The following is a 24,891-nucleotide window of genomic DNA, read 5'->3' as shown; positions in this document are numbered from 1 at the left end:
GGGGCGCCTGCTACAAAAATCGGTGGCGATTTTCGGTTGTAGATCGACCGGAAAGCACGGATTCCTAGGCTGCATGAACAAAACCTCGATCGATCGCTTGCGGGAGTATTTGGCGCAACTGCCCGAGCAGTCGCAGATGCTGCTGATGCGCGAATATGAGCGCGCGATCGAGCGCGGCGAAGACGTCGTGGTCGCCAATTTCGTGCTCGACCTGCTGCGCGGCGTGGTTCGCGGCCACGAGAATGCAGTGCGCCCGCGCGTCGAGGATCCCACCCGTCTCGTCTTCAAATCGCTCGAGCCGTTCCTTGTCGAAGGTGTGGGCAATGTCCGGCCCGGACAGATCCGGCGCGCCTCGCTGCTGCCGATCTGGCAGTGGCTGGAGCGCGACGCCGCAGACGCCGTGCGCGAGTTCGAGGCGGCCGTCACCGTATCGCCTGAGCCGGGCGCTTCTGACATCGAACGTGCGGTCAAGAAATTCCAGCAGGCGGCAGCAGCCGCCATTACCACTGCCACATCGGGCAATCGCGGCGCGGCCCGCATCGGGCCGACCCATGCCGTCGAAGACCTGCCGTCCATCGGCGCGGTGCTGAAGGCGCGCGAGCAACTGGACGGCTTTGCCGGCAAGCTGCCGAGCGTGCTGCGCAGCTTCGGCGATAGCCAGATCGCCTCGGTGAACAGCGCGCTGAACGTGCCGACGCTGACCACGCCGCAGGTGCTGCCTTTCGCGCTGTCGCTGGTGATGCAGCGGCTGGCGGCGCCGTGGCAGATCATCCGGCTGGCGGTAAAGATCGCGGCCTCGGACGATGAAATCCGCGTGGCCGCCACGCCCTATGGCGTTGCCGTGACCATGGCGCTGTCCGATCTCAATCGCGTCGCGGCCGAACTGCGCTCCGATATCAGGCGCGGCAAGTTCGACAGCGCCCCCGAACATCTCAAGGTCGCCCATGACGGCGTGCGCGGCCTGCGCACCGAACTCGACATGCGCAACGATTCCACTTGGGGCCGCCAGATGGCGTCGATCCGGGTGGAGATTTCCTCGACGCTGCAGTCGGAGATCGAGAGCGTGCCGGGCAGGGTGCGGCGTCTGCTGCGCCAGCGCCCTGACAAGGATATTGCCGCGACGGCGACGATCGATTTCGCCGAGGTCGAGGAGACCGTGGCGCTGATCAATTTCGTCGCGGTGTGCCGGACTTATGCCAGCGAACTCGCCATCAACGAGGTGACGCTGCGGACCTATTCCGACCTGCAGCAATATGTCGAGAAGTCCACGGAGTCGCTCGTGCAGTCGCTGCGCGCCGGCGATACCCGCGTCCGTAGCTACCGGCAGATGCAGGCCAAGGCCGCTATCCGCTTCTGCCAGGTGTTATTCGGCCAGGAATATGCCTCGCTGATGAGCCGCGCCGCCGAACAGGCCATGGTCGTGGTCGAGCGCAAGCCGAAGCGGGCCGGCTAGGCCAGGCCATGCGAAATGGCTCGTCGGCGATGTGACATCCGCATCGCCTGATCCCGAGATCAGAGCGCCAATTGAATGCGATTGGCTTCGTTGCCGTTCTGTGCGGCCGGAACGGCGCAGCAGATCAGGACTTCATCGTCGGCCACCGCAGCGGCTGGTTCTTTGACGTAGGTCACCTCTCCCGCCAGAAGCTTCGTTCGGCAGGTGCCGCAATGTCCTTCCCGACAACTGAAATCGGGGCTCAGGCCTCGGGATTCGGCGAGGTCGAGCAGCGTGCCGGATTCAGGCGTCCAGCGCGCTTCCTTCAATGACTCTGTGAACACGACATGCACCGATGTCGACGACGATGGCTGGCGCGCCGGCGCTGTCGCCGGGCTGTCGACGGTTCGTACCAGTGACGTGGGGCCGAATGCTTCGGCGTGGATACGGTTGTCAGCGATGTTCAGTGCACGAAGACCGTCATAGATCGACTGCATGAATCCGGACGGTCCGCAGAGATAGTAATCGTAGTCGCCAACCGGCATGAACCGTGATAGCAGGGCTATGTCGATACGCCCCGCAGCGTCGTAGTCGGGACCTTCTTCGGCATCCGTGATATCGCCGAGAACTCGGATGACCCGGACTGCGTCTCCAGCGGACGCCGCAAGTTCATCCAATTCGTTGCCGAAGGGGCGCTCGTTCTTCGAACGGGCTGCCTGAAAAAGCACGGTTGGTCGAGTCTTGAGCGTCCGCAGCCCTTCGTAAATCACATGCCGCAGCATCGCGAGCATCGGCGTGATGCCGATGCCGCCCGCCAGAAGCACCGCTGGTCGTGCCTCAGCGGCATCGATGGTGAATTCACCGGCGGGCGCCCTTGCTTCGATCACGTCGCCAATATTGATGCCGCCGTGTAGCCGCTGTGACACCAGTCCGTCGCGTTTGACGCTGATGCGGTAGACGTGATCCGAAGGCGCGACCGACAGTGTATAGGTTCGGATGGTGGTCTTCTCCGCTCCGTCAATGGGCAGTCTGATCGGGAGATACTGCCCGGCGCGATGAGGCAGGAGACCGGCGCCGTCGGTCGGCTCCAGATGGAACGACCTGACCGTTGCGCTCTCATCGACGATGTTGATGACCTTGAATGGCCGCCATTTGGTCGCAAGTTCTGCAGCCCGCAGACGACCGGCTGCCTGCTCCCAACTGCCTGTCATGAGTGTGCTCGGCGCCCATCCGTCCGGTCGGAACGCCCAGCGCAGGGGCAGGGCACCGCGCCGAAGAACGACACGCCGCGCGTTGAATTGCCAAAGGCGCTCGGCGCCCTGGAAGGCGGCGATCTCCGGGGAGTCCAGTATGACCCGGGCGTCACCGGTCATCTGCAGCACGTCGCCGGTCTCGAAATCGACAAACAAGAGTCCGGCTTTGCCGTTGATGAGGATGTTGCCCAGCGTCGCGAAAAAGAGATTGCCTGCGAAATCCGGGATTGTGAGCGTACCGTCGTCGGCAACGCGAACGAAACCGGGATTGCCGCCGCGGCTCGAGACGTCGACCTGTCGACGGGATTCTCGCTCGACATAGGACGCGACAAAGAACATGTCGGCGGCTTCGATCATGCGGCGTGCCGTTGCGTCGATTTCGGCTTTCTCTTCGATATTTCCCGTAAACAGTTTGCGTGGATCGCGGACGAACTCATAATCGCGGAGCTGGATGTAGCGCGGGCAATTGCCGAAACTTTGATCGACGTCGAAATGGATCGCGTTGTTGTCCGATGGTCCGATGACGCCGTTGACGCGATTGCGTCTGCGCGTGTGAAGTTCGACGCCGAGCAGGCCGATTGCATCGCCCTCGTGCATCCCTTCGCTGGCGGGATCGCTTGGCTCCCTGACGACATCGATATCGAGCGATTGCGCTGTTCGCGATGAGATGAAGCCGGGCTTGCCGGTGACAAATGTGGCCCATGCGTCACCTGCGCCGTCGACGCTGCCGAGGGCGATGAAGGGGATCTGGGCGTAGAAATCCCGGTGTTGCGTCGGCATGTAGTCGCGCACGATGCGCCTGCCGAGCTCATCCATGTGAGTCGAAACGCCGACCTTTTCCTGAATCGCCTTCTCGCCGGCGTGCCAGATGTCCAGTTTTGATAGCGACATAGTATCGGTCATCGGTCCGCTCTCGTTGGCGGTGTCGGGCGTATGCCTGGATACGCCCGACACACGCAGTTAAGCCGCAGCGGCGAGGCCGACGGGGGTCTTGGCGAAAGGCACGAAGCCGGGCAGCGCTTCGATGCGGCGCAAGAAGGCGGTCACCTTGGGATAGCCGGACAGATCGACATTTCCTTCCGGCGCGCTTGCGATGTAGCTGTAAAGCGCCACATCCGCGATGGTCGGACCATTGCCGACAAGCCAGTCGCGATCGGCGAGATGCGCTTCGACCAGTGCCAACAAGGCGTGCGCGCGCTCGATGACTTCCTCCGGATTGAAGTTCCTGCCGAAAACGGTGATCAGCCGTGCAGCGGCAGGACCATAGGCCAGTTGGCCGGCAGCGACAGACAGCCAGCGCTGGATGGCCGCGCTTCCCTTCGCGTCATCGGGCAGCCACTCGGCTCGGCCGGATGTCTTGGCGAGATAAACGAGTATGGCGTTCGAGTCGGAGACAATGGTGCCACTGTCATCGAGGACCGGCACCTGACCGAACGGATTGAGCGCAAGGAAATCCGGCGTCTTGTGTGCCCCCGACTTCAGGTCAACCTCGATGAGTTCGTGGGGCAGGCCAAGGAGCGAAGCGAACAGATGCGCGCGATGAGAGTGGCCGGACAGTGGATGGTGATAGAGCTTCATGATTGTGATCCTGAATTCGTGGTCGGGTCCATTCCCGTTCAGCGAATGCAAGTTGCTTCATGATCCGGCGCGCGAGAATGCACGCTCTGTGCACTTCATCATTGCGCCGGATGAAATAACCGCGGCCTTTGTCGGCGCGCGACAGGCCCGATAGCGGTTTCATCAATCGCGTCGATGGGTCTTCCCGGAGGGCATCCACGTCGCGGAGGGGGCATTACTCAAAAAACGGGCTCGCAGCCGCCGCAATTCTTGATCCAGAACAAGCGGCTGGACGTCGCGATGGCATAAAAGTCAATTGCGCGGCGTCGATGGCCATGGTGTAACCCGGCAAAGACGTCGTTTAGATCGACTCAAGACTACGCCGGAACCCATTGATGGCCTTATGGTTTGTGTTCGCCTTGATGACCGCCGCAGCGACTTTCGCCGTGTTGTGGCCGCTTGGCCGGACCCGCTCCGATGCCGGGGGCACCGAGGCCACTGTCTACCGGGATCAGCTCGCTGAAATCACCCGCGATACCGCCGCCGGCCTGATCGGGCCGACCGAGGCGGAAGCGGCGCGTGTCGAGATCAGCCGTCGTCTGCTGGCAGCGGTCGATGCGGAGGGCGCGGCGTCCGTGGGCAGCAGTCCCGGCTTTCGCCGCGCGGTGGCGCTGGTGGCGCTGATCGGCCTGCCGTTGCTGGCCATCGGGTTCTATCTGCCGCTCGGTTCGCCTGCCATGCCGGACTTTCCGCTCGCCGCGCGCAACCAGTCGCCCAGTCCCACCCAGCCGCTGGACAATCTCGTCGCACAGGTCGAGCAGCATCTCGAGAAGGACCCGACCGATGGCCGGGGCTGGACCGTGCTGGCGCCGGTGCTGGCGAAGATCGGCCGTACCGACGACGCGGTGCGCGCGTTCCGCAATGCGATCACCTATGCCGGCGATACGGCTGCGCGGCGCGCCGATCTCGGCGAGGCCATGGCGATGGCCGCCAATGGCGTCATCACCGCGGATGCCAAGACCGAATTCGAACGCGCTGTCGCGCTCGATGCTGGAGAGGTCAAGGCCCGCTACTTCCTGGGCCTTGCGGCCGAGCAGGACGGGCGTGGCAGCGACGCGGCGGTGATCTGGCGCGACATGCTGACAAAGGGACCTGCGGATGCGCCATGGCGTCCGGTGGTCACGGCGGCTCTGGCGCGCGTCGGCGGCAGCGCTCCGAAATCAGGCCCGAACCTGCCGGCGCTGTCGGAAGACACGATCGCGTCGGTACAGGGCATGAATGCAGGCGACCGCAATGCGATGATCCATGGCATGGTCGACCGGCTTGCCACGCGGCTCAAGCAGGATGGCAGCGATGTCGAGGGATGGTTGCGGCTCGTGCGTGCCTATATGGTGCTCGGTGAGCGCGACAAGGCAAAGAGCGCGCTGGCGGATGCACGGGAGGCGGTCGGCACCGATGCCGAGCGGCTGCGCAAGCTGAACGATGGCCTGAAAGACACCGGGCTGGATGGGTAACGCGCAATGACACGCAAGCAGCGACGATTGACGATGATCGGTGGAGCGCTGGTGGTGCTCGCCATCGCGGCCGGGCTGGTGCTGAACGCGCTGCGCGACTCCATCGTGTTCTTCTCGACGCCGCAGATGGTTGCCGAAAAGCAGATCCCCGTTGGCAAGCGCTTTCGTCTCGGCGGCATGGTCGAGCAGGGCTCGCTGGTGCGCGGCGATAATCTCGCCGTGAGCTTCAAGGTCTCCGATGGTGGCGCAACCTTGCCGGTGAACTACAAGGGCATCCTGCCGGATCTGTTCCGCGAGGGGCAGGGCGTTGTCGCCGAAGGCGCGATGGATGCGTCGGGCGTGTTCAAGGCCGATACGGTCCTGGCGAAGCATGACGAGAACTACATGCCGAAGGAAGTCGCTGACGCGCTCAAGAAACAGGGGCGCTGGCAGGAAGGCGAGGGCGGCAAGCCGGTGATGTCGCAGGGCGCCGCCAAGCCCATGGTGACGCCTGCAAAACAGAGTGTTTTGCAGTGATTGCCGAAGCCGGACATTACGCACTGGTGCTGGCGCTCGCGCTGGCGCTGATCCAGTCGACGGTGCCGATCATCGGTGCGCGGCTGCGCGATCCCGCGCTGATGAATGTCGCGCGCTCCACGGCACTGGCGCAGCTGCTGTTCGCGGGGCTGTCGTTTCTCGCGCTGACGACGCTCTACGTCACGTCGGATTTCTCGGTCGCCAACGTGTTCGAGAATTCGCATTCCGCAAAACCGCTGCTCTACAAGATCACCGGCGTATGGGGAAACCATGAAGGCTCGATGCTGCTGTGGGTGTCGATCCTCGCATTGTTTGGCGGGCTGGTTGCCGCCTTCGGCAACAATCTGCCGCTGTCGCTGCGCGCGCATGTGCTGGCGGTGCAGGGCTGGATCGCTGCGGCGTTCTATCTGTTCATCCTGATGACCTCGAATCCGTTCCTGCGGCTGGCACAGCCGCCGCTCGAGGGGCGCGATCTCAATCCGGTGCTGCAGGATATCGGCCTCGCGGTGCATCCGCCGATGCTCTATCTCGGCTATGTCGGCTTCTCCATCGCATTCTCCTTCGCCGTCGCCGCATTGATCGAAGGCCGCATCGATGCCGCCTGGGCGCGCTGGGTGCGGCCATGGACGCTGGTGGCGTGGATCTTTCTGACGCTCGGCATCGCGATGGGCTCGTACTGGGCCTATTATGAACTCGGCTGGGGTGGCTGGTGGTTCTGGGATCCCGTCGAGAATGCCTCGCTGATGCCATGGCTGTCCGGCACCGCGTTGCTGCATTCGGCCGTGGTGATGGAGAAACGCAACGCGCTGAAAGTCTGGACCATCCTTCTCGCGATCCTGACCTTCTCGCTGTCGCTGCTCGGCACATTCCTGGTGCGCTCTGGCGTCCTCACCTCGGTTCATGCCTTCGCGACCGACCCGACGCGCGGCGTGTTCATCCTGCTGATCCTGTGCGTGTTCATCGGCGGTAGCCTGACGCTGTATATGTGGCGCGCGTCGTCGTTGAAGCAGGGCGGACTGTTCGCGCCGATCTCGCGCGAGGGCGCGCTGGTGCTGAACAACCTGTTCCTCACCACGGCCTGCGCGACGGTGTTCATCGGCACGCTGTATCCGCTGGCGCTGGAAATGCTGACCGGTGAGAAAATCTCTGTCGGCGCGCCGTTCTTCAACCTCACTTTCGGGCCGCTGTTCGTGCCGTTGCTGCTGGCGATGCCGCTCGGGCCGTTGCTGGCGTGGAAGCGCGGCGATCTCAGAGGCGTGACGCAACGGCTGATGGCTGCCGGAATCGCCGCGCTTCTAGCGGTGGCATTGGTCTGGGCATGGACGACCGGCGGTGCGGCGCTGGCGCCGCTGGCGATCGGGCTCGGCGTGTTCGTGATCGCCGGATCGATCGTCGATGTCGCCGAGCGGACCATGCTGTTTCGTTTGCCGTTCGACGCCGCGTTCCGGCGTGCGCGCGGATTGCCGCGCGCAGCCTGGGGCACGGCCTTTGCTCATGCCGGCATCGGCGTCGCGCTGATCGGTATCGTCTGCGAGAGCACCTGGAATACCGAATATATCGGCACCATGCAGCCGAATGATGTGGCGAAGCTTGCCGGCTATGAGCTCACGCTCAAGGATGTGACGCAGCGGCAGGGGCCGAATTTCCGCGAGAGCCTCGCGCGTTTCAGGGTGACGCGCGGCGGCGACGAGATCGGCGAGATGACGCCATCGAAGCGCAACTTCACCGCGCGGCAGTCCTCCACCACGGAAGCCGCGCTGCTGTCGCGCGGCGCCAGCCAGCTTTATATCTCGCTCGGTGAGGAGGCCGCCGGCGGCGCAGTTGCCGTGCGGATGTATCACAAGCCGCTGGTGCTGATGATCTGGTGGGGGCCGGTGCTGATGGCCTTTGGCGGGCTGCTGTCACTGTCCGACCGGCGGCTACGCGTCGGCGCGCCGAAGCCGGCCAAGGCATCGCGCGCACTGCAGCCGGCGGAGTGATGGCGTGACACGCATTGTCGCAAGCCTCATCGCCGTCATGTTCCTGCTCGCTGCGCCGCTCGCGCATGCGGTGCAGCCCGACGAGATCATGAAGGACCCGGCCCAGGAAGGCCGCGCGCGCAACCTGTCGAAGGAGCTGCGCTGCATGGTCTGTCAGAACCAGTCCATCGACGATTCCGACGCACCGCTGGCGCGCGATCTGCGTTTGCTGGTGCGCGAGCGCATTGCCACCGGCGAGAGCGACAAGCAGGTGCTGGATTTCCTGGTGGCGCGCTATGGCGAATTCGTGTTGCTGAAGCCGCGCCTCAACCTGCATACGCTGCTGCTGTGGCTGCTGACGCCGCTGGTGCTGATCGGCGGCGGCTTCGCCTTGTGGTGGCACAACCGGCGACGGGGTAGGGCTGCAGGCGATGATGATGCCGTGATGCAGCTCACCGCTGAGGAAGAAGCGCGGATCGAGCGGCTGATTGCCAAGGAAATGGTGCAGGACAAGCCGGTTTAGTTCGCCGACCCCGGCCAGCAGCCGACTAGTGAGAGCTCGCATCTAGATCACAAGGCAAAGTCCCGAAAACAGCAACAAGCCCAGGATAATTCGTTTGAAGGCTGCTTCGTTGACCCGTCCGAACAGGACGATGCCTAAAGCCGTTCCAGCAGCCAAGGCGGGTAGAGACATGCCAAAGTTGATCAAGACTTTTAACGAAAGGCTGTGGTGCGAAAGCATGAGAGCAAGGGCGAAAAGCTGCATCACCCCTATGTAGGGTTGAACCAGACCGCGCTGCTGATTTTTCGGGAGACCATGGATGTCGCACCAGATCGCAGGAAGTGCGCCGGGCATCGCCGTCAATCCGCCGACCAGTCCCCCACCAAACCCCACCAGCGCGTTTCTGCTCTGGCTCTCCATCTCACGCGAATAGGCAGGCGTTGGCCGGAACAAGGCATATGTCGCGTAAAGCGATACGAGAGCTCCAAAACCCAGTCTGAAGGTTCCAGTACCTACATTCTGCAGGAGATAGATCGCGATCGGAATGCCCAGCAGTCCACCCGCGATGAAAACGAGGCTGGTTTTCCATTGCATGCTCTTGCGTAGCGCAAACAGAGTGGCCGCTTGTACAGTGATGCTGCAAGCCATCATCAATGGCACAGCTTCCATAGGCGGAAAAACGTGTAGCAGGACAGCGCCGGCGACCGCCGAGAACGCAAACCCGGAAAGGCCGGAAACGAACGCGCCCGCAAAAACCGCCCCGCTTAGCGTCAAATAAGCCGCTATGTCTGACATGGCATCGCTTCCTTTGGAATGGTGATCGTCTTCAATAGCGGGACAGCGTGGGGCGTCCGAACTCACTCAAGCGATAACAACAAATCCATCTAGTCGCCGTGGATCGCCGTTGTTGCCGTTTCGATCGGTTGGATACTCGACACGTGGTTCAGCATGTATCCTCCGACAACGTGCAAAATGCCGAAGCCAGCCATGACAGCGATTGCCCACGCTTTGAGAGGAGACGGAGGAGGCGTTGGTCGACGGATGCGGAAGCTTTTGGTAACTGCCATATCCAAATTTCCTTCTTGCACGCGTTCGGAAAATTCGACTGTCACTTTGAAAGCGCGCTCCTGCTTCCAACTGCCGAATTCAAGATCGGCTGCTGTTCAAGCGCGTCCAGTTGGGGTGAACGATATCGCTGAGTTCATACGCGAGCGATACGGCAGATGTCGTATTTCGTCGTCGGCAAGGAGGCTAGTGTCGAAAGGCTTTGCGCCGCTGCAGGTGGCGCCGCCGTGGAAGATCAGTGCCGAGACACAATCTCAATCGTGGCCGGGTGATCGCCAATCCGTGGGCAGCTACACATCCTTTTAGCAACCGTCATTGGTTTATTTCTTAGCGCCACGGGATCAGCCGCCTGCCGGATGTCGTTGGTGAGGGGCGGCCAACTGCCAGTTGGCGCGGCCATCGCTTCGACCGGACCTGTCGAGGTCATGGCATCGAGCATCGGCTCGCGGCTTTCCTGAACAGCTACAACTTCGCCAGGCGGCTGAAGACGCGGCCTCACTGCCCATGAAGCCATCTGTACGGCCTGGGCAAATGAGCCATACCGCTTTCGGCTCAATCCGTTCCACTTCACCTCGGGACTGAACACCTAGGGCGAAAGGGGAGACGCGCGGGTTCTGAAGTTGCCGCGCTGGCTAAATTCAAATCGGTTGACGTCAAAATTCTTCGGATAGGTGTTTTCCAATTGTGGCGGTATCGGCAGGTTATAGCCGATCTTCAATTGGTTCATCAGGACACTGCGTAATCGCATCGATCCGGCAAGGCCGGCAGTCACGCAGGTGCCTGCCACATTCTCGAGTCCGGGGGCGCATGTGAATCGGGCCGCGGCAATCGAACTGGTAAGGACGCTGGCTCCAAAAGCGAGCGTGACGAGAAGGCCGGTGTTGAAACGTTTTGACATGTCGGCCTCTCTCAAAAATTCACGGTTGCGCCGCCGGCGACGACCCAGGCGTCGCCGGACATGAATGGCACTAACGGCGCGAAGGCCGGCGGTCCCGGAGTTTCATTCTCCCGAATCCAGACCCGCTCGACCCTGCCATTGATGTTGATCTTGTTGGTGACATTGTAGTTGGCGACTCCGCCCACCGCCCAGCGGGTCTTGGCCGGCACGAAGCTGAACGTCGCAGCATCATAACCATCGTGGTCGCGATAGAGATAGCCCGCGGTGGGGCCGACGGTGAAGCCATTGGCAAATCTGTAGTTCAATCCGGCATTGACCCTATACAGGTTGCTGTTGGAATTGAACCCTTCCGGAATCAAGGCCAACCCGCCAGGATCAAGAATCTCATTCTTGTTGGTATGGGTCCAGAAACCATCGCTGTAGATCGACCACCTTTGATCAAAGGCATAAGATGCACTGCCGGAAATCGTCGTGCGCGGCCCGACCCTGTACTTGTCGTAGCCTAGCATGCCGAACTGGCCGGATTGCGAGATGCCGTCCCAGGAATAGGACCCGGAGCCCTGCAGCGAGAGCGGCCCATTGGAATATCCAAGCGCGGCTGTCACGGTTGCCTCGTCGCCGTTCTTGATACTGATGGTATCGGTGGTCAGGCCCGTAATCGGGTTGAGGGCTTCCTTGTTGAAGGGGTTGCGCTGGGTATAGCCACTCGACAGGGTCAAAATCAGCGCCTGCGACAGCGGAATGTTGACGCCCGCAGTCGGTCCGAAATTCCAGCCTTCGCCATAGGTGCCCTGGTCGACGAGATCGCCGTCCATGCGCGCGAAGCGCGAGTTACCGTAAAGTGCGGAGGTTCCGGTCGGGGCGTTGATCAGCATTGCGACGAAGGGCTGGAAGCCGGTGAAGCCATTGTAAGTGGCGGTGCCCGAGAGCTGCGTATCGACCGGCGTATCGACCGAGCCGCGTTCGCCGGATGTTGATTGCGACGAAGAGACAAAGCCCCCCCGCAGCACGAATTCGAATTTCCAATTGGGGTTGGGATTGCCTGTCAACGACAGTGACATCGGCGCGTAAAGTTGCGTTCCCTGACCGACGCCGTTCAGGGGGGCAGCATTGGTCGGAAAGCCTCGGGTATTCCGCCAACTGAAATAGCGGACTTCGCTGTTGTAGCTGATGTTCCACAACTGATCGATCGACTGCACAACGGCCTTTATCGGCATATCGGCTGCAAGCGCCTGACCTGGAGCACCTCCGCACGCAACCACGACCGCACCGGGAATTAATAGTCGCATAAAATACCCCCGCCGCCCAAAATTCCAGAACGCATTTCACAGCATTACGGACAAATTTCAAAGTCAGTAATGTTCCCCCAAACAGGGCTGGTCTGTGGAGGAATGATGCACCGGTTACGGAGTAGCCGCGGCGAGGGCGGCCCGTATTTTGTTTGCTAGTATAGAAAAGGCCGCCTGGAGGCGCCTCCGAAACGACCACGTCGTAGCCGCGGTTTGGTCGGTTATTGTTTTCCGATATACTTCAGACCGACATAGGGGCCGTTGAGGCCGAAGTTGGTATTGTTACCGTTGCGGATCGTCGAGCCGGAGGAAGGCGAACCGGAAAAGTAGTTTGAGGGCGGTTTGGTCTGCGAGAGATTTAGCGCGCCGTTTTTCATCGTGTATGACGGTCGCTGGCCAAGCCCGCCCTGACTTTGGGCGAGCGCGTCGTCTGAGGCGGCCAAGTAGCCACCCGACGCCAAGACAGAGCCAACTACGGCAATTTGTTTCATGAACATGTTAGATATCTCCTGTGTGACATCCACTCATCCTCGCGGACAATCGATTGACGTGCACTTCGCCACTCATGCGACCGACTTTGGAATCAAAACGTCGCCGTTGCCTCATAATAGCTAGAGGAACGCGCTCGCCTGCATGCCGCTCACCACTTGTATCCCAAGACAGGTTTATAGGGGCCAGAAGCGCTGTTACCGTTGCGGATCGTCGAACCGGACAAGGAGTTTGAGGGCGATTTGGTCTGCGGACCGGCGAGATTTGGCGTGCCGTTTTTGACCGTCTGCGAGGGGCGCTGGCCAAGCCCGCCTTTACCTTCGGCCAGCGCGCCATCTGAGGCCGCCAAGTAGCCGCCCAACACCAAGACGGCACCAACTACGGCAATTTGTTTCATGAACATGTCAGATATCTCCTGTGTGACATTCACTCGACATTCCCTGCTCACCACTGGTACCGCGCGACACTTTCGCCTGCGTAGCTGCGTCACATTGGAGAACTCACCCTCGAAGGTCGCCGTCGTCGTGCGAGACTTCCCGAAGCGAAGCTGCTCGTCTTGATAGCTCCGTTGATGGCACACTCCTGCTCTCAACTGCCGAATTCGAAATCGGCCGCTGTTCTAGCGTGTCCAGTCGCACGAAAGATATCGTTGGGTTCGGTCGCAAGCGATACGGCAGATGCCGTATTTCGTCGTCGGTAAGGAGGCTAGAGCCTTTTCCGTTTCGATAGAATCGAAACGGGGCTCTAGATTCGTTATTCTGACGCGTTTTCTTGACGCGAACCGGGTCCACTTCGCTGGAAAACGCTCTGGTGTCGAAAGGCCTTGCGCCGCCGCAGATGGTGGCCCGTGGGAGATCAGCGCGGAGACGCGCTCTCAACCGTGGCCGGGTGATCGCCAATCCGGGGCAGCTACATATTTTAGCGACCGCTATCGATCGATTCCTTGCCGTCAACACAGGCTGCAACGATCGCTTCGTGCAATTCCTCGCCGGTGATCGGCTTGTGCAGAATACGATGACCGCTGGCGATGGCTTCCTTGATCCGCGACGGCGAGGTATCGCCGGTCACGATAACGGCAGGGACCGAGCGGCCGATATGGGCGCAAAGAGCCTCGATTACGTCCAGGCCCGTAGCCCCATCTCCGAGGCGGTAGTCGGCAATGATCAGATCGACCGGTGCCTTGCCGGCCTCGATCGCCTCTGCATGAATCTGTTGCACCTCGGCGGCAGATCGGCCGGCATAGACGCGATGCCCCTGCAGTGTGAGCAACTGCACCATGATATCGAGAACATCCCTCTCGTCTTCCACGACCATGATGCCGACGGCGATGCCGGCTGGTGATGCCTTGTTGTCGGGCAAGGGAGTTTCCACCGCACTGGCTATCGGAACCGTAACGGAAAACATCGAGCCGCGTCCGGTGACGGAGACCAGCTTTAGCGGATGTTGCAGCAGTACGGCGGTGCGGCGAACGATGGCGAGGCCAAGGCCGAGGCCGAGCGCGCGATCCCTCGCAGGGTTCTGCAATTGCACGAATTCCTCGAAGACCATTGCTTGCTGATCTGCGGGGATGCCGGGGCCGGTATCCCATATCTGGATTTCCACCGAAGCGCCGCGCCTACGGCAGCCGAGCAGAACGCCGCCGGATCTCGTGTATCGAAAAGCGTTCGACAGCAGATTGTCCAAAACCCGTTTCAGCATCATGGGATCGCTGTCCACCAGCAGACGGCTTTCAACAACACGCCAATCAAGGCCGCGATCCTTCGCCACGGGCGCGAATTCGTTGCCGAGTTGATTGAAAAGTTGGGACATATTCACCGTCTCCTTCGCAACAGTGACGACGCCGGCATCGAGCCGGGAGATGTCGAGCAGTCCATTCAGGAGGGCGCTGAGATTGCCGACAATGGATTTTGCCTTGCCGGCCAGATCGCGAGCATCGCCGGATGCGACAGCGCCGCGGTGACCCAGCGCCGCCAGCGTGGCGATCAGTAGGCTCAAGGCATGGATCGGCTGGCGCAGGTCGTGACTGGCGGCCGCAAGGAAACGCGTTTTCGCATGATCGGCCGCTTGCGCGCGGTCGCGTTCTTCCTGCAGGTGGCTCACCAGTTCGACATTTTCCAGACGCAACCTGATGGTCTCACGCAGCATGTGGTACGTTGTGCGGCAGTAATAGAGATTGATGGCCACAAGCCCCGCAAGTAGAGAGAGATATGCGCCGGAGATATCGCCTCCATTGGTAATCGAGCGTACCGTGATCGGAAGCACCGTTGCGACGATCGAGCCGACGAGAGCAGGCGGAAAGGCCGAGAGCGACGGAACGGTGCCGCAGATCAGACCGGTCAAGACAATGACCGTGAATGAAAAAGGAATGGGCGCCTCAGGAAGGAACCCAACCCAGCCGAGCATTCCCCACAGCAGACCTGACACGCAGGAAAACGCAGCCGCAAGCCAGGCCCATCGCAACGCGGACGTCGGCTCTCTATCTCGGCTGAAGAACCGGCGCGCCGCCAGAACGCGTATGGCAGTGAGCAGATATAACGCGCCGAGCCATCCGATCAACCAGTTCGCCGATACAACGCTCCTCAGTACGTACGCTGCCGCCAGGGAGATCAGGATGTTGGCGACCACCACTCCGTAGGAATTGCGATACAAAAGCTCGACGAGCGCCTCGCGTATCTTGTCTTCTTGCATCGAAACCTCTTCGCGCGCCGGTAGGTGCGGCGGCTTCGTTCGCGAGTTGCCGTTGCGCTAGCCCGCTGGAAGGCCGAGACGAATTGCGTAGGCTGTCAATTCAGCACCGCTGTGCAGATCAAGCTTCCGCATCAGATTCTCGCGATGTTTCCGGGCGGTCAGCGGGCTAATGCCGAGCCGGCTGGCGATGTCGCGGCTGGTGGCACCGTGAGGGATCATCCCTAGGATTTGCCGCTCGCGCCGTGTAAGCGTGACCGGAGATATGATCGCAGCCGTGGGCTCCGGGGAGTCGTTCGGGCCGTCATGCTGGTCCACCGCAAAACGAACCTCCTCCGCCACATAGGCGTTGCCTTTTCTGATGGCATCGACTGCAGCGATGAGTTCGGATGGATCGCCGCTCTTGGTCAAATAGCCATTCGCACCTGCAGAAAAAGCTGCCCGAACGGAACGTGGCTCAACATTGGCGGTCACGACAAGAACTCGCAGCTCCGGCCATTCGGTTCTCAGGTTAGCTATGAATTGAAACCCGTTCACACCCGGCATGCCGAGATCGAGTATGAGAAGATCGGCGGAGCTTTCGTTCAGCAGCCGGTGAACGGCTTCACCGTCCGCCGCTTCTCCACTGACCGTAAGCCTGTCCACGGTCGACAGAAGCTGTTTCAGGCCTTCCCGAATGAAGGCATGATCGTCAGCAATGATCGTCCTCAGCAGTCCGCTCATGCATCGCCCCGCTACAACGGCGCTAGGATATAAATCAGATCCAATCAAAGATTGGAATCCATGCATTCATTTGCCTGATGATCTTAATACAAAATACGCGAGTTGCCGTATTTTTACATATGGTCGCTGGGGCTCAGGACTCATTGAATCCAGGCGCTCGACCGCACCCAACCCGGCTTGCCGACGAAGAAGGGCCGCGTCGGGACGATGATCCACGACTACAAACGGCACGACCAATCTGTTTGCGGCGCTGAATATCCTCGACGGCACCATTATCGGCCGCAATATGCAGCCCCACCGGCACCAGGAGTTCATCCGCTTCCTCAACACCATCGAGGGCCAGGTGCCGGCACGAAGGCGATCCACGCCATCATCGACAACTACGCCAACCGCAAACATCCCAAGGTGCAAGAATGGTTGGCCCGGCATCCCGCTGGACGTTCCGCTTCACACCAACCTCGGCATCACGGCTCAACGCTGTCGAAGGCATCTTCGCAAAGCTTGCGAGACGCCGCCTCAAACGCGGCGTGTTCCGATCCGTGGATGATCTCAAAGCCGCCATCGATCGCTTCGTTACCGAAACAACGCCGATCCAAAGCCCTTGTCTGGACGGCCAATCCCAAACTCGTCCTCGTCGCTATCAAACGGGAGAAGCGTCAATCCACTAGTGCAGCTGTTGCCGCGGCCGGCGTCTATTCGGCGGGCAACACCGCCTGGATATTCCGACCCGTGCGTTCGATATGCTCCCGCAGGATCCGTGTTGCATCGCGGGTGCGGCGCTCGATCATCGCATGGGCCATGGCAGTGTGTTCTGCAGGCACATCGCGATCTGGCTGATGTTTCTTCAGGAAGATGCGGCGATAGCGATCGCTCTGATCGTGCAGCGTCGCGCAGAACTGCCGCAGCAGCGGCATCTGGCATGCCGAGATCAGTTCGGCATGGAAGGCGCGATGCGCAATCTCCCAGGCTTCCTGTTCAGCGGCCGAGCGTGAGCCGCGCTTGCAGCGGCTGAGCTGATGCAGCGAGCCGAGCACGCGTCCTTCCCAGGCGACATCGCCGTGTTCGATGGCTTCCTTGACGGCGAGGCCTTCGAGTTCGACGCGTAGCCGGATGATCTCGGCGAGATTGCTCGCCGAGACCGGCGTGACGCGATAGCCGCGCTGGTCGATCAGCGCGACGAGTCCGTCGTTCTCCAGACGACACAGCGCTTCGCGCAGCGGGCTGAGGCTGACGCCGAAGGCGGTGCGTAGGCGATCAAGATTGAGTTTGCTGCCCGGCAGCAGGTCGCCGCGCATGATCGAATCCCGCAAGCGGGCGACGAGCGTGGTGGACAATGTGGTCGGGATCGCGCCGGCCGTGGTGGTGCGTGCGGTGCTCATGATGGCTTATCCGATGCTCTCGAAACCGCAGAGCGAAGCCGGATTATCCACCAGTGCCATTTGCTGCGCTTTGGGATCCGGCAGCCAGAGCGGGATGAGATCGACGAGGTCGCCATCGTTCGGCATCGCGACCGGGCAGATCGGATGCGGCCAGTTGCTGCCCCAGAGGATGCGGTCGGGACGCGCCTCGACCACGCGCGCGATCATCGGCAGCATGTCGCGATGCGGATAGGGCTCCGCGGAGAGGCGATAAAGGCTGGCGAGCTTGATCCAGCAGCGGTCGGTGTCGAGCAATCGCAGCAGGGTTCGGAACGGTTCGGAATCGACGCCTTCCGCGGCACTGATCCGGGCGAGGTGATCCAGCACGAACGGACTGCGGACCTGCATCAGTTGCGGCGCGACATCGACCAGTTCGCTCGCTTTGTTGAAATGCAGCACGAGATGCCAGCCGAAATCGAAGGTCTCGTCCGCGAGGCCGCGCAAATGCGCGAAGGATGCGCCGCCGCTGACGACGGTGGACATGCGGCAGCCCCGCATGCCGCGAAGGTGCATGTCTTCGAGCTCCTGCTGCGGCAGGCCCGACGGGATCACGGCCACCCCGCGCAGCCGTCGCGGATTGAGGTCGAGGGCCGCGAGCGTCGCACTATTGTCGGTGCCATGAGCGCCGCCATGCACGATGACGGCGCGGTCGATCCCGAGCGTTTCGTGGAGCTGCATCAGGTCGTCATAGGTGCAGTCTTCGGGCGTGTAGCTGCGCTGTTCGCTGAACGGAAATTCGGCCTGCGGGCCGAAGACGTGGACATGGGTATCGCAGGCACCACGCGGCATCACGAATGCCGGCCGCTTCGGATGGCGATCGGGGCCGGGGCAGGGCTTCGGTGGGGCGCCAGGCGTATGCGCACTCATCGTGGCAACTCCCTTCAAATAAGCGATCTTTGTTCGCTGAAAATAAACGGTGGCAATCAGCCGATTTGACGACAGCCTTAAGTAGTGCCAACATAAAATCGACGAAGCAAGAAAAATCGATTATTTGGAGGTTCGCATGCGGCACGTGGTTTCTGCACTGGTGGCTCTGGTCATGGTTTCGCTGGTCGGCCAGGTTGCCCATGCAGGGTTTCCCGAACGCGGCATCAAGATCGTGGTGCCGTTTCCCGCCGGCGGATCGAACGACGTCGTTGCCCGCTTGCTTGGCACCAAGCTGCAGGAGCTCTGGGGACAGCCGGTGGTGATCGACAACCGTGCCGGCGGCGGCGGCAACATTGGCGCGGATGCCGTCGTGCGCTCGCCCGCTGATGGCTATACATTGCTGCTGACGGCGCCCGGACCGCTCGCGGTCAATCAGTCGCTCTACGCGCAACTCCCCTTCAATCCCGCGCAGGATTTCACGCCGGTGGCGTTGATCGCGTCGGTTCCGATCGTGTTGGCGGTCAATCCGGGCGTGAAGGCGACGACGGTGGCTGAGCTGATTGTGCTCGCCAAGGCGTCGCCGGGCAAACTCAATTTCGGCTCGTCCGGCTTGGGATCAACCAACCATCTGGCGGGCGAGCTGCTGAAGGCGCGCGCCGGTATCGATATCGTCCATGTGCCGTATCGCGGCGCGGCGCCGGCGATGAATGACCTGATCGCCGGTCAGATCCCGATGATGTTCGACAACATGCCGGCCATTCGTCCGCAGGTTCAGGGCGGCACGATCCGCGCGATTGCCGTGGCCGGCGCAGCGCGCTCGCCTCTGTTCCCGGAGCTGCCGACGATGGCGGAGGCGGGTGTCGCAAATTTCGAGGCGTCGTCATGGTTTGGCCTCGTCGCGCCGGCCAAGATGCCGCCGGATGTGACGAAGATGCTGATCGACGGCGTGGCCAAGGTGCTGAAGGACCCCGACATGGTGAAGCGTCTCGCCGATGTCGGCGCCGAGCCCGGCACGTTATCCGGCGACGCATTCGCTGCGTTTCTGCGCGCCGAGTCGGAAAAATGGGGCCAGGTGGTCAAGACAGCGGGTGCCAAGGTCGAGTAGGACCTCGGCGGTAATCGATTTGAAAACGGGAATCATATGACGAAGAAAATTGCTGAGCTCGACGAGCTGAAGTCCCGCTACGAGACCATGATTGGCTTTACGCCGCCGAAGATCGCGAAGCGGCTCGAACTCGGCATGCGCGTCGATCCCGCTCTGGTCACGGCGCTGGAGGACTGGAGGATTGCGGCGCTGACGCCGACGGCACTGGACCAGAAGACCGTGCAATTGATGTCGTTCGCGATCCTGCTAGTCCAGACGTCCGAAGCTGCTGCCAATCACGCAAAGGCTGCGATCAAGGCCGGCGCCACGCTTGAGGAACTGCACGCAAGTGCAGGAATCGCGGCGCTGTTCCGCGGCGTTGCAGCCTTCAACATGGCCGGCGAAATCCTGGCCGGTCTGTTCCCGGAGACGGGTCAAAAGACCGGCGGTTGATACCGCCGCTGCATCTGCCGATATCGGGGTGATTCAGGCGCGGTTTTCCCTGCGTCACCCCGCCACACCTGCATCTCCCAGATTACCAAACCTTAATTCCCCTGCCAGCCCGCGGTAAGGTGGAAACCTCCATCTTCAGATCACACAAGGCGCCTTGCCCCCGCGCCGTTGCTCTGGAGATTTTCTCGATGTCCGACCGCCCCAACGATTTTTCCGAATTGCCGTCCTACAAGGCGTCCCGCCGTTCGCTGTTCTCTGCGCGTAAATTCGCGCTGATGGCGTCGGTTGTTGCGGGCCTTGGTGTTGCCGCTTATGGCCTGTCGCCCTCCAACGGTCCGGTCGACATCTTCACCACCACTGCGCACGCGCAGGTCGACAAGCAGGTCAAGTCGCAGGCCGCGCAGCCGGTCGGCTTCGCCGATATCGTTGAGCGCGTGAAGCCGTCGGTGATCTCGGTCAAGGTCAACATGAAGGAGAAGGTCGCATCGAAGGATGACGACAACAACGGCGACTCGCCGTTCCAGCCGGGCTCCCCGATGGAGCGCTTCTTCAAGCGCTTCGGCCAGGACGGCGTGCCTCCGGGCATGCGCGGTGGTCCGCGCGGCGGCGGCCGTGGCGTCGTGAGCGGTCAGGGCTCGGGCTTCTTCATCTCGGCTGACGGTTTCGCCGTAACCAACAATCACGTGGTCGATGGCGCCGACAAGGTCGAGGTCTCGACCGACGACGGCAAGACCTATTCGGCCAAGGTGATCGGCACCGATCCACGTACCGATCTGGCGCTGATCAAGGTCGAGGGCCGCACCGACTTCCCGTTCGCCAAGCTCGCCGACGGCAAGCCGCGGATCGGCGACTGGGTGCTGGCAGTCGGCAATCCGTTCGGCCTCGGCGGCACCGTGACCGCCGGCATCGTCTCGGCCTCCGGTCGCGACATCGGCAGCGGTCCGTATGACGATTTCATTCAGATCGATGCGCCCGTGAACAAGGGCAATTCGGGTGGTCCGGCTTTCGATACGTCGGGCGAAGTGATGGGCGTAAACACCGCGATCTATTCGCCTTCGGGCGGCAGCGTCGGCATCGCGTTCTCGATCCCGGCCTCGACCGTGAAGACGGTGGTGGCGCAGCTCAAGGACAAGGGTTCGGTCTCGCGTGGCTGGATCGGCGTGCAGATTCAGCCGGTGACCCAGGATATCGCCGACAGTCTCGGCCTGAAGAAGGCGGAAGGTGCGCTGGTCGCCGAGCCGCAGGCCGATGGTCCGGCAGCCAAGGCCGGCATCAAGTCGGGTGACGTCATCACCGCGGTGAATGGCACGCCGGTGAAGGATGCACGCGAACTCGCCCGCACCATTGGCGGCTTCGCGCCGGGCAACACGGTGAAGATCAACGTGCTGCACAAGGGGGAGGACAAGGTTCTGTCCATGACCCTCGGCCAGTTGCCGAACACGATAGAGGCGAAGGCCGATGTCGATAGCGGTGACAAGGGATCGTCATCGCGCGGCAGCGACGTGCCGCGGCTCGGCCTCACGGTCTCGCCCGCGAGCAGTGTCGCCGGTGCCGGCAAGGACGGCGTGGTCGTGACCGGCGTCGATCCGAAGAGCGCCGCTGCCGAGCGTGGCTTCAAGGAAGGCGACGTCATTCTCGAAGTCGCCGGAAAGAGCGTGACCAATCCCGGCGATGTGCGCGAGGCGATTGTCGCCGCGCACAACGACAACAAGAACAGCGTGCTGATCAGGGTTCGCTCGAACGGCTCATCGAAGTTCGTGGCCGTTCCCCTCGCGAAGAGCTGATCACCGCACATGAACGGAGAGTGTCGCCGGCATAGTCGCCCCCGCTGACGGCTCTTTCCAGGGGGCGAGCCACAAACTCGCTCCCGCTGCTTCCTTTCGATGGAAAACGCCCCCCTCCGTTGAAAGGCCAATGGGCGGTGAAGTTTCCCCCAGCTTCACCGCCTATTCTTCTTTCTGCCCCGAAGGATAACCGGCGGGCATTCCGCCGCCTTGCATGAAAGCCCGGTGCGCGCCATGGTGACCGAGACTCACAAGATCCACAGCGAATCCGATCCCCAGATGCGTCTGCTCATCATCGAAGACGACCGCGAATCCGCCGACTATCTGGTCAAGGCTTTCCGTGAGGTCGGCCATGTCGCCGATCACGCCAGCGATGGCGAGGAAGGTTTCGCGCTCGCCGATTCCGGCGATTACGACGTGCTGGTGGTCGATCGTATGTTGCCGAAGCGCGATGGACTCTCCGTTATAGGCGGCCTGCGCGACAAGGGTAACCGGACGCCGGCGCTGATCCTCTCGGCGCTGGGCCAGGTCGATGACCGCATCAAGGGCCTGCGCGCCGGCGGCGACGATTATCTGCCGAAGCCTTATTCATTCGCTGAGCTGCTCGCGCGCGTCGAAGTGCTGTCGCGCCGCCAGGGTGGTCCCGCCGAAGAAACGACCTATCGCGTCGGTGATCTCGAACTCGACCGGCTGTCCCATGGCGTGACGCGCGGTGGCCAGGAACTGATCCTGCAGCCTCGCGAATTCCGGCTGCTCGAATATCTCATGAAACATGCCGGGCAGGTGGTCACCCGCACCATGCTGCTGGAAAACGTCTGGGATTATCATTTCGATCCGCAAACCAACGTGATCGATGTCCATATCTCGCGCCTGCGCTCGAAGATCGACAAGGGCTTTGAGCGTCCGCTGCTGCACACCATTCGCGGCGCCGGCTATATGGTCCGCGACGGCATGAAGTGAGCGAAATCTAGGTTCAGTTAGAAGATTGAGGCTTTACGCGGTCATTGCTGATCGTCATCGCGTCAATCGTCCCGGACTGCGAAAGTGATTGATCTTAATTGACGGGCGGGTGCGCGGGGGCTGCTCCGGCGACTGACCGTTCGGGAACCGAGACGCAGCGCGAGCCTTTAATGACCATCAGCGCCGTGCCCACGACGAGACCCGTGAAGAGCAGGTAGGTGAGAGACATGTTCTCCCCTGCATCTGCCAGCAGCAGGTAAGCGAACAGTCCTGCAGTCGATGCGGCGTAGCCGAGCCACGCAAGTTTCGGAAAGCGGAAGCCGCTCTCATCACGCGAGAGGTCGAGCACCAAGTATATGGCCAGCAACGTATTGCACAGCGCCGCGGGTAGCAGGCCCATCACGATCTCGCGTTCGAATCCGAGATAGGACAGCACGCCGGAGACCTGAGCGATCACCGGGAACGGCAGGTAACGCGCATTGAGACATGCGAGCCCGATGGACGCGACCTCGAACGCAAAGAAGTAACGATCGTGCATCTTCGGAAGCAGGTAGGGCATGATCATCAGAGATGCGCATGCGACGAGCAAAATAAACTCTGGCCCTTCTCGCTTGGACCGCGCGAGCAAGGCTGCCAGAGCCAGCCCGCCGAGCACCGCCAATGCGAGCCCGATGGGGACACCCATCTGGTAGGGAACGCTCCCTGCGAACACCCAGATATTCGCGGCGTTCATGGTGAGGCGGTGGAATGTGTCAGCCTGCTCCATGTAGATGTTGAATACTGAGGCGATGGGTCTGCCGGCGACAACAACAGGAATGGCAAGGGCTGCATAGACCGCGGGGACGGCGGCGAGCCATGCCCAGTGAATCTTGTCACGCAACATCATGCCCAAGACAAACGGCCCCAGGAATACGCCTTGCGCCTTCACCGCGACCGCGACTGCGAATGGCAAAATGCCGTTCCGATGCTGCATGAACGCGGCTATCGAAACGAGCGTGAAGAATGTCCAGATCGAGTCGGCCTGTCCCCACACAGCGCCGTTGAAGATTACTGTCGGTGCAAGCCAGACACAGCAAAAGGCAACGCACGCGCGCGATGGTGCCTTATTCGCCGACCACACGATCAGAGCTACCACGATCGCGCAGCCGAACTCGAATACGAACGAGATCGCCTTCACCAGAGTGAGGGGCTGGCCCAGCCCATTGAATTGCGCCGTGATCAACAACAGGTAACTGTAGAACGGCGTGTAGTTGGTGAAGGCTTCGCCAAGCCCGCCGATACCGCGGTCGCGCGCGAATATGTACCAGGGGATCAGGTATCGAACGGCGTCAGTGGTGGCATGCTCCCGAGCGAGGAAGCGGAGCAGGAAGCCTAAAAGAACGCATCCGATCACGATCAAGGAAACAGAAAGCCGCCGGCTATCCAACCGTCGAGCAAGCATCTGCATCAGCCTCAATTCCTCCCCCAAGCTACTTCATCTACTGCCCGATAGCGGTATTTGGTAGGATTAAATCGGCCGAGTTGCCGATGTCGTTCTGGTTGTTGTCGGCCTCCAACCGGATCTGCCAAGATCCATAGAGCTTTATCCTCTTCACCCATAACTAAGGAGATTAGGCAAATTTACCCGTGATTCCCACACTTTGGCGCTTGATCAGGTCGCCGGCGAAACTATGGCAGCGGGCGAGGTTGCCTTACGACAATCGTGACATTCTCCCGGAACCTGATTCTAATGAAGATACAGCGGCGGTGCCGTCACGCCATCTATGGCTGTTCTTCGTCGAACGGCGCGTTGATCACCAGTTCGACGACGGAGCTTGCCTTGTAGCCCGCCACGAAACGTTCGCCGAAATCGCGAATGAAGTTGTCGTAAGTGGTGCCGGGTTGGGTCCGGGCGATATGGCAGAAGCAGCGAGTCATTTTCTGCTTCATTCCCAAACGTGGAAATTCTGCGACAATTGCCGCAACTTCGCTCGGTGGAATAAGCTCATACTGCAAGCCGACGACATCGAAGCAGATGCCGGCGGTGCAGAGCGCGACTTCGGCTTCCTTGAACAGCCCAATCGACGGCGTGGAATTGAGCGCAACGCTATCCCAGATCAACTGTGCACGGCTTCGGTCGAAGCCATGCTCCCGTGCAAAGAGACGCGCGAGGTCGGCGCCTTCTACTTCGAAGCGACGCGGCCCGGCGAAGCGTTCATTGAGCGTGATGTCATGCAGCAGTGCTGCGACGGCGAGAACCTCGCCGTCGTGCTCGATGTTCTGCAGTTGAGCGAGCCGCACCGCAAACAACCATGACCTGACGACATGGTTGAACAGGTACGGTTCGCAACTGTTCCGGGCGTGGTCGATCGCGCTGGCGATGATGGCCGTATCGGGGACGGTCACTCCCGCCAGTTGCCTGTCATTGATCTGTTGCATGTTCGTCGCCTCGCTCTACCGGACCG

22 protein-coding genes and 1 pseudogene are annotated in these 24,891 nt (G+C 61.4%); 10 read left to right on the top strand and 13 right to left on the bottom strand.

Going from position 1 to position 24,891, the window contains the following annotated elements; translation table 11 throughout:
- The first annotated feature begins 73 nt into the window (after nucleotides 1-73).
- Complete coding sequence (locus AB8A23_RS23715) at nucleotides 74-1,453, top strand: hypothetical protein (protein ID WP_439058048.1); 1,380 nt, start codon at nucleotides 74-76, stop codon at nucleotides 1,451-1,453.
- Between the two features lie 59 nt (nucleotides 1,454-1,512).
- Here AB8A23_RS23715 and AB8A23_RS23710 read toward each other — a convergent pair whose 3' ends face one another.
- Together AB8A23_RS23710 and AB8A23_RS23705 are read right to left on the bottom strand one after the other, a co-directional pair.
- Nucleotides 1,513-3,588, bottom strand: coding sequence for a 2Fe-2S iron-sulfur cluster-binding protein (locus AB8A23_RS23710; protein ID WP_439058049.1), 2,076 nt, complete (start codon nucleotides 3,586-3,588; stop codon nucleotides 1,513-1,515).
- Between the two features lie 57 nt (nucleotides 3,589-3,645).
- Entirely contained in the window at nucleotides 3,646-4,263 is a 618-nt protein-coding gene (locus AB8A23_RS23705; RefSeq protein ID WP_231080989.1) for a glutathione S-transferase family protein, read from the bottom strand.
- A gap of 374 nt (nucleotides 4,264-4,637) precedes the next feature.
- Between AB8A23_RS23705 and ccmI the strand changes: the two genes are divergently transcribed.
- Genes ccmI through AB8A23_RS23685 form a run of 4 tightly spaced genes read left to right on the top strand, consistent with a single transcriptional unit; the run spans nucleotide 4,638 to nucleotide 8,753 of the window.
- Nucleotides 4,638-5,756: a c-type cytochrome biogenesis protein CcmI gene (gene ccmI / locus AB8A23_RS23700; RefSeq protein ID WP_439058050.1), complete on the top strand. Its 1,119-nt coding sequence runs from the start codon at nucleotides 4,638-4,640 to the stop codon at nucleotides 5,754-5,756.
- A gap of 6 nt (nucleotides 5,757-5,762) precedes the next feature.
- Complete coding sequence (ccmE, locus tag AB8A23_RS23695; RefSeq protein WP_309944653.1) at nucleotides 5,763-6,272, top strand: cytochrome c maturation protein CcmE; 510 nt, start codon at nucleotides 5,763-5,765, stop codon at nucleotides 6,270-6,272.
- Nucleotides 6,269-8,251 carry a heme lyase CcmF/NrfE family subunit gene (locus AB8A23_RS23690; RefSeq protein WP_439058051.1) on the top strand — a complete coding sequence of 661 codons (1,983 nt, stop codon included), beginning with the start codon at nucleotides 6,269-6,271 and terminating at the stop codon, nucleotides 8,249-8,251. Before ccmE ends, AB8A23_RS23690 begins: the two co-directional genes overlap by 4 nt.
- A 4-nt stretch (nucleotides 8,252-8,255) precedes the next feature.
- Nucleotides 8,256-8,753, top strand: coding sequence for a cytochrome c-type biogenesis protein (locus AB8A23_RS23685; RefSeq protein WP_439058052.1), 498 nt, complete (start codon nucleotides 8,256-8,258; stop codon nucleotides 8,751-8,753).
- A 42-nt stretch (nucleotides 8,754-8,795) separates the two neighbouring features.
- Here the strand turns inward: AB8A23_RS23685 and AB8A23_RS23680 are convergent, their stop codons facing one another.
- The 7 genes from AB8A23_RS23680 to AB8A23_RS23650 form a co-directional block, all read right to left on the bottom strand.
- Nucleotides 8,796-9,527 carry a sulfite exporter TauE/SafE family protein gene (locus AB8A23_RS23680; RefSeq protein WP_439058053.1) on the bottom strand — a complete coding sequence of 244 codons (732 nt, stop codon included), beginning with the start codon at nucleotides 9,525-9,527 and terminating at the stop codon, nucleotides 8,796-8,798.
- 856 nt (nucleotides 9,528-10,383) lie between these two features.
- Nucleotides 10,384-10,695, bottom strand: a complete 312-nt coding sequence (locus AB8A23_RS23675) for a hypothetical protein (RefSeq protein WP_120290907.1) — start codon at nucleotides 10,693-10,695, stop codon at nucleotides 10,384-10,386.
- Nucleotides 10,696-10,706: 11 nt separating this feature from the next.
- Nucleotides 10,707-11,984 carry an outer membrane beta-barrel protein gene (locus AB8A23_RS23670; RefSeq protein WP_439058054.1) on the bottom strand — a complete coding sequence of 426 codons (1,278 nt, stop codon included), beginning with the start codon at nucleotides 11,982-11,984 and terminating at the stop codon, nucleotides 10,707-10,709.
- 221 nt (nucleotides 11,985-12,205) lie between these two features.
- The gene (locus tag AB8A23_RS23665; RefSeq protein WP_439058055.1) at nucleotides 12,206-12,481 is read right to left on the bottom strand and encodes a hypothetical protein; all 276 of its coding nucleotides are present in this window, start codon (nucleotides 12,479-12,481) and stop codon (nucleotides 12,206-12,208) included.
- Nucleotides 12,482-12,624: 143 nt separating this feature from the next.
- Nucleotides 12,625-12,876, bottom strand: coding sequence for a hypothetical protein (locus AB8A23_RS23660; RefSeq protein ID WP_439058056.1), 252 nt, complete (start codon nucleotides 12,874-12,876; stop codon nucleotides 12,625-12,627).
- Between the two features lie 515 nt (nucleotides 12,877-13,391).
- Nucleotides 13,392-15,161, bottom strand: coding sequence for a hybrid sensor histidine kinase/response regulator (locus AB8A23_RS23655; RefSeq protein ID WP_439058057.1), 1,770 nt, complete (start codon nucleotides 15,159-15,161; stop codon nucleotides 13,392-13,394).
- 57 nt (nucleotides 15,162-15,218) lie between these two features.
- Complete coding sequence (locus AB8A23_RS23650; protein WP_439058058.1) at nucleotides 15,219-15,881, bottom strand: response regulator; 663 nt, start codon at nucleotides 15,879-15,881, stop codon at nucleotides 15,219-15,221.
- A 147-nt stretch (nucleotides 15,882-16,028) separates the two neighbouring features.
- Here AB8A23_RS23650 and AB8A23_RS23645 point away from each other — a divergent pair.
- A pseudogene (locus tag AB8A23_RS23645) lies at nucleotides 16,029-16,529 on the top strand (IS630 family transposase); the annotation flags it as partial.
- A gap of 44 nt (nucleotides 16,530-16,573) precedes the next feature.
- Here AB8A23_RS23645 and AB8A23_RS23640 read toward each other — a convergent pair.
- Together AB8A23_RS23640 and AB8A23_RS23635 are read right to left on the bottom strand one after the other, a co-directional pair.
- Nucleotides 16,574-17,260 (bottom strand): GntR family transcriptional regulator, encoded by a 687-nt coding sequence (locus AB8A23_RS23640; RefSeq protein WP_068730513.1) that lies wholly within the window; start codon nucleotides 17,258-17,260, stop codon nucleotides 16,574-16,576.
- A gap of 6 nt (nucleotides 17,261-17,266) precedes the next feature.
- Complete coding sequence (locus AB8A23_RS23635) at nucleotides 17,267-18,166, bottom strand: amidohydrolase family protein (protein WP_439058059.1); 900 nt, start codon at nucleotides 18,164-18,166, stop codon at nucleotides 17,267-17,269.
- 136 nt (nucleotides 18,167-18,302) lie between these two features.
- On the opposite strand from AB8A23_RS23635, the gene AB8A23_RS23630 reads away from it, so the two are divergent.
- The 4 genes from AB8A23_RS23630 to AB8A23_RS23615 all read left to right on the top strand — a co-directional run bounded on the left by AB8A23_RS23630 (nucleotide 18,303) and on the right by AB8A23_RS23615 (nucleotide 22,447).
- Nucleotides 18,303-19,271, top strand: a complete 969-nt coding sequence (locus tag AB8A23_RS23630) for a Bug family tripartite tricarboxylate transporter substrate binding protein (RefSeq protein ID WP_439058060.1) — start codon at nucleotides 18,303-18,305, stop codon at nucleotides 19,269-19,271.
- Between the two features lie 36 nt (nucleotides 19,272-19,307).
- Nucleotides 19,308-19,703: a carboxymuconolactone decarboxylase family protein gene (locus AB8A23_RS23625; protein WP_439058061.1), complete on the top strand. Its 396-nt coding sequence runs from the start codon at nucleotides 19,308-19,310 to the stop codon at nucleotides 19,701-19,703.
- A 188-nt stretch (nucleotides 19,704-19,891) separates the two neighbouring features.
- Nucleotides 19,892-21,487 carry a Do family serine endopeptidase gene (locus AB8A23_RS23620; protein ID WP_089267098.1) on the top strand — a complete coding sequence of 532 codons (1,596 nt, stop codon included), beginning with the start codon at nucleotides 19,892-19,894 and terminating at the stop codon, nucleotides 21,485-21,487.
- A gap of 279 nt (nucleotides 21,488-21,766) precedes the next feature.
- Nucleotides 21,767-22,447 carry a response regulator transcription factor gene (locus AB8A23_RS23615; RefSeq protein ID WP_068730718.1) on the top strand — a complete coding sequence of 227 codons (681 nt, stop codon included), beginning with the start codon at nucleotides 21,767-21,769 and terminating at the stop codon, nucleotides 22,445-22,447.
- Nucleotides 22,448-22,541: 94 nt separating this feature from the next.
- Here the strand turns inward: AB8A23_RS23615 and AB8A23_RS23610 are convergent, their stop codons facing one another.
- Nucleotides 22,542-23,894, bottom strand: a complete 1,353-nt coding sequence (locus AB8A23_RS23610) for a hypothetical protein (protein WP_439058062.1) — start codon at nucleotides 23,892-23,894, stop codon at nucleotides 22,542-22,544.
- A gap of 314 nt (nucleotides 23,895-24,208) precedes the next feature.
- Nucleotides 24,209-24,865 (bottom strand): HD domain-containing protein, encoded by a 657-nt coding sequence (locus tag AB8A23_RS23605; RefSeq protein ID WP_320443793.1) that lies wholly within the window; start codon nucleotides 24,863-24,865, stop codon nucleotides 24,209-24,211.
- Nucleotides 24,866-24,891 lie beyond the last annotated feature (26 nt).

This window comes from Tardiphaga sp. 619_E2_N8_4, from assembly GCF_051810905.1.
Taxonomy (GTDB): Bacteria; Pseudomonadota; Alphaproteobacteria; order Rhizobiales; family Xanthobacteraceae; genus Tardiphaga; species Tardiphaga robiniae.
Note: the sequence above shows the minus strand (reverse complement) of the source record. Positions and strands in the feature narration are given on the sequence as shown.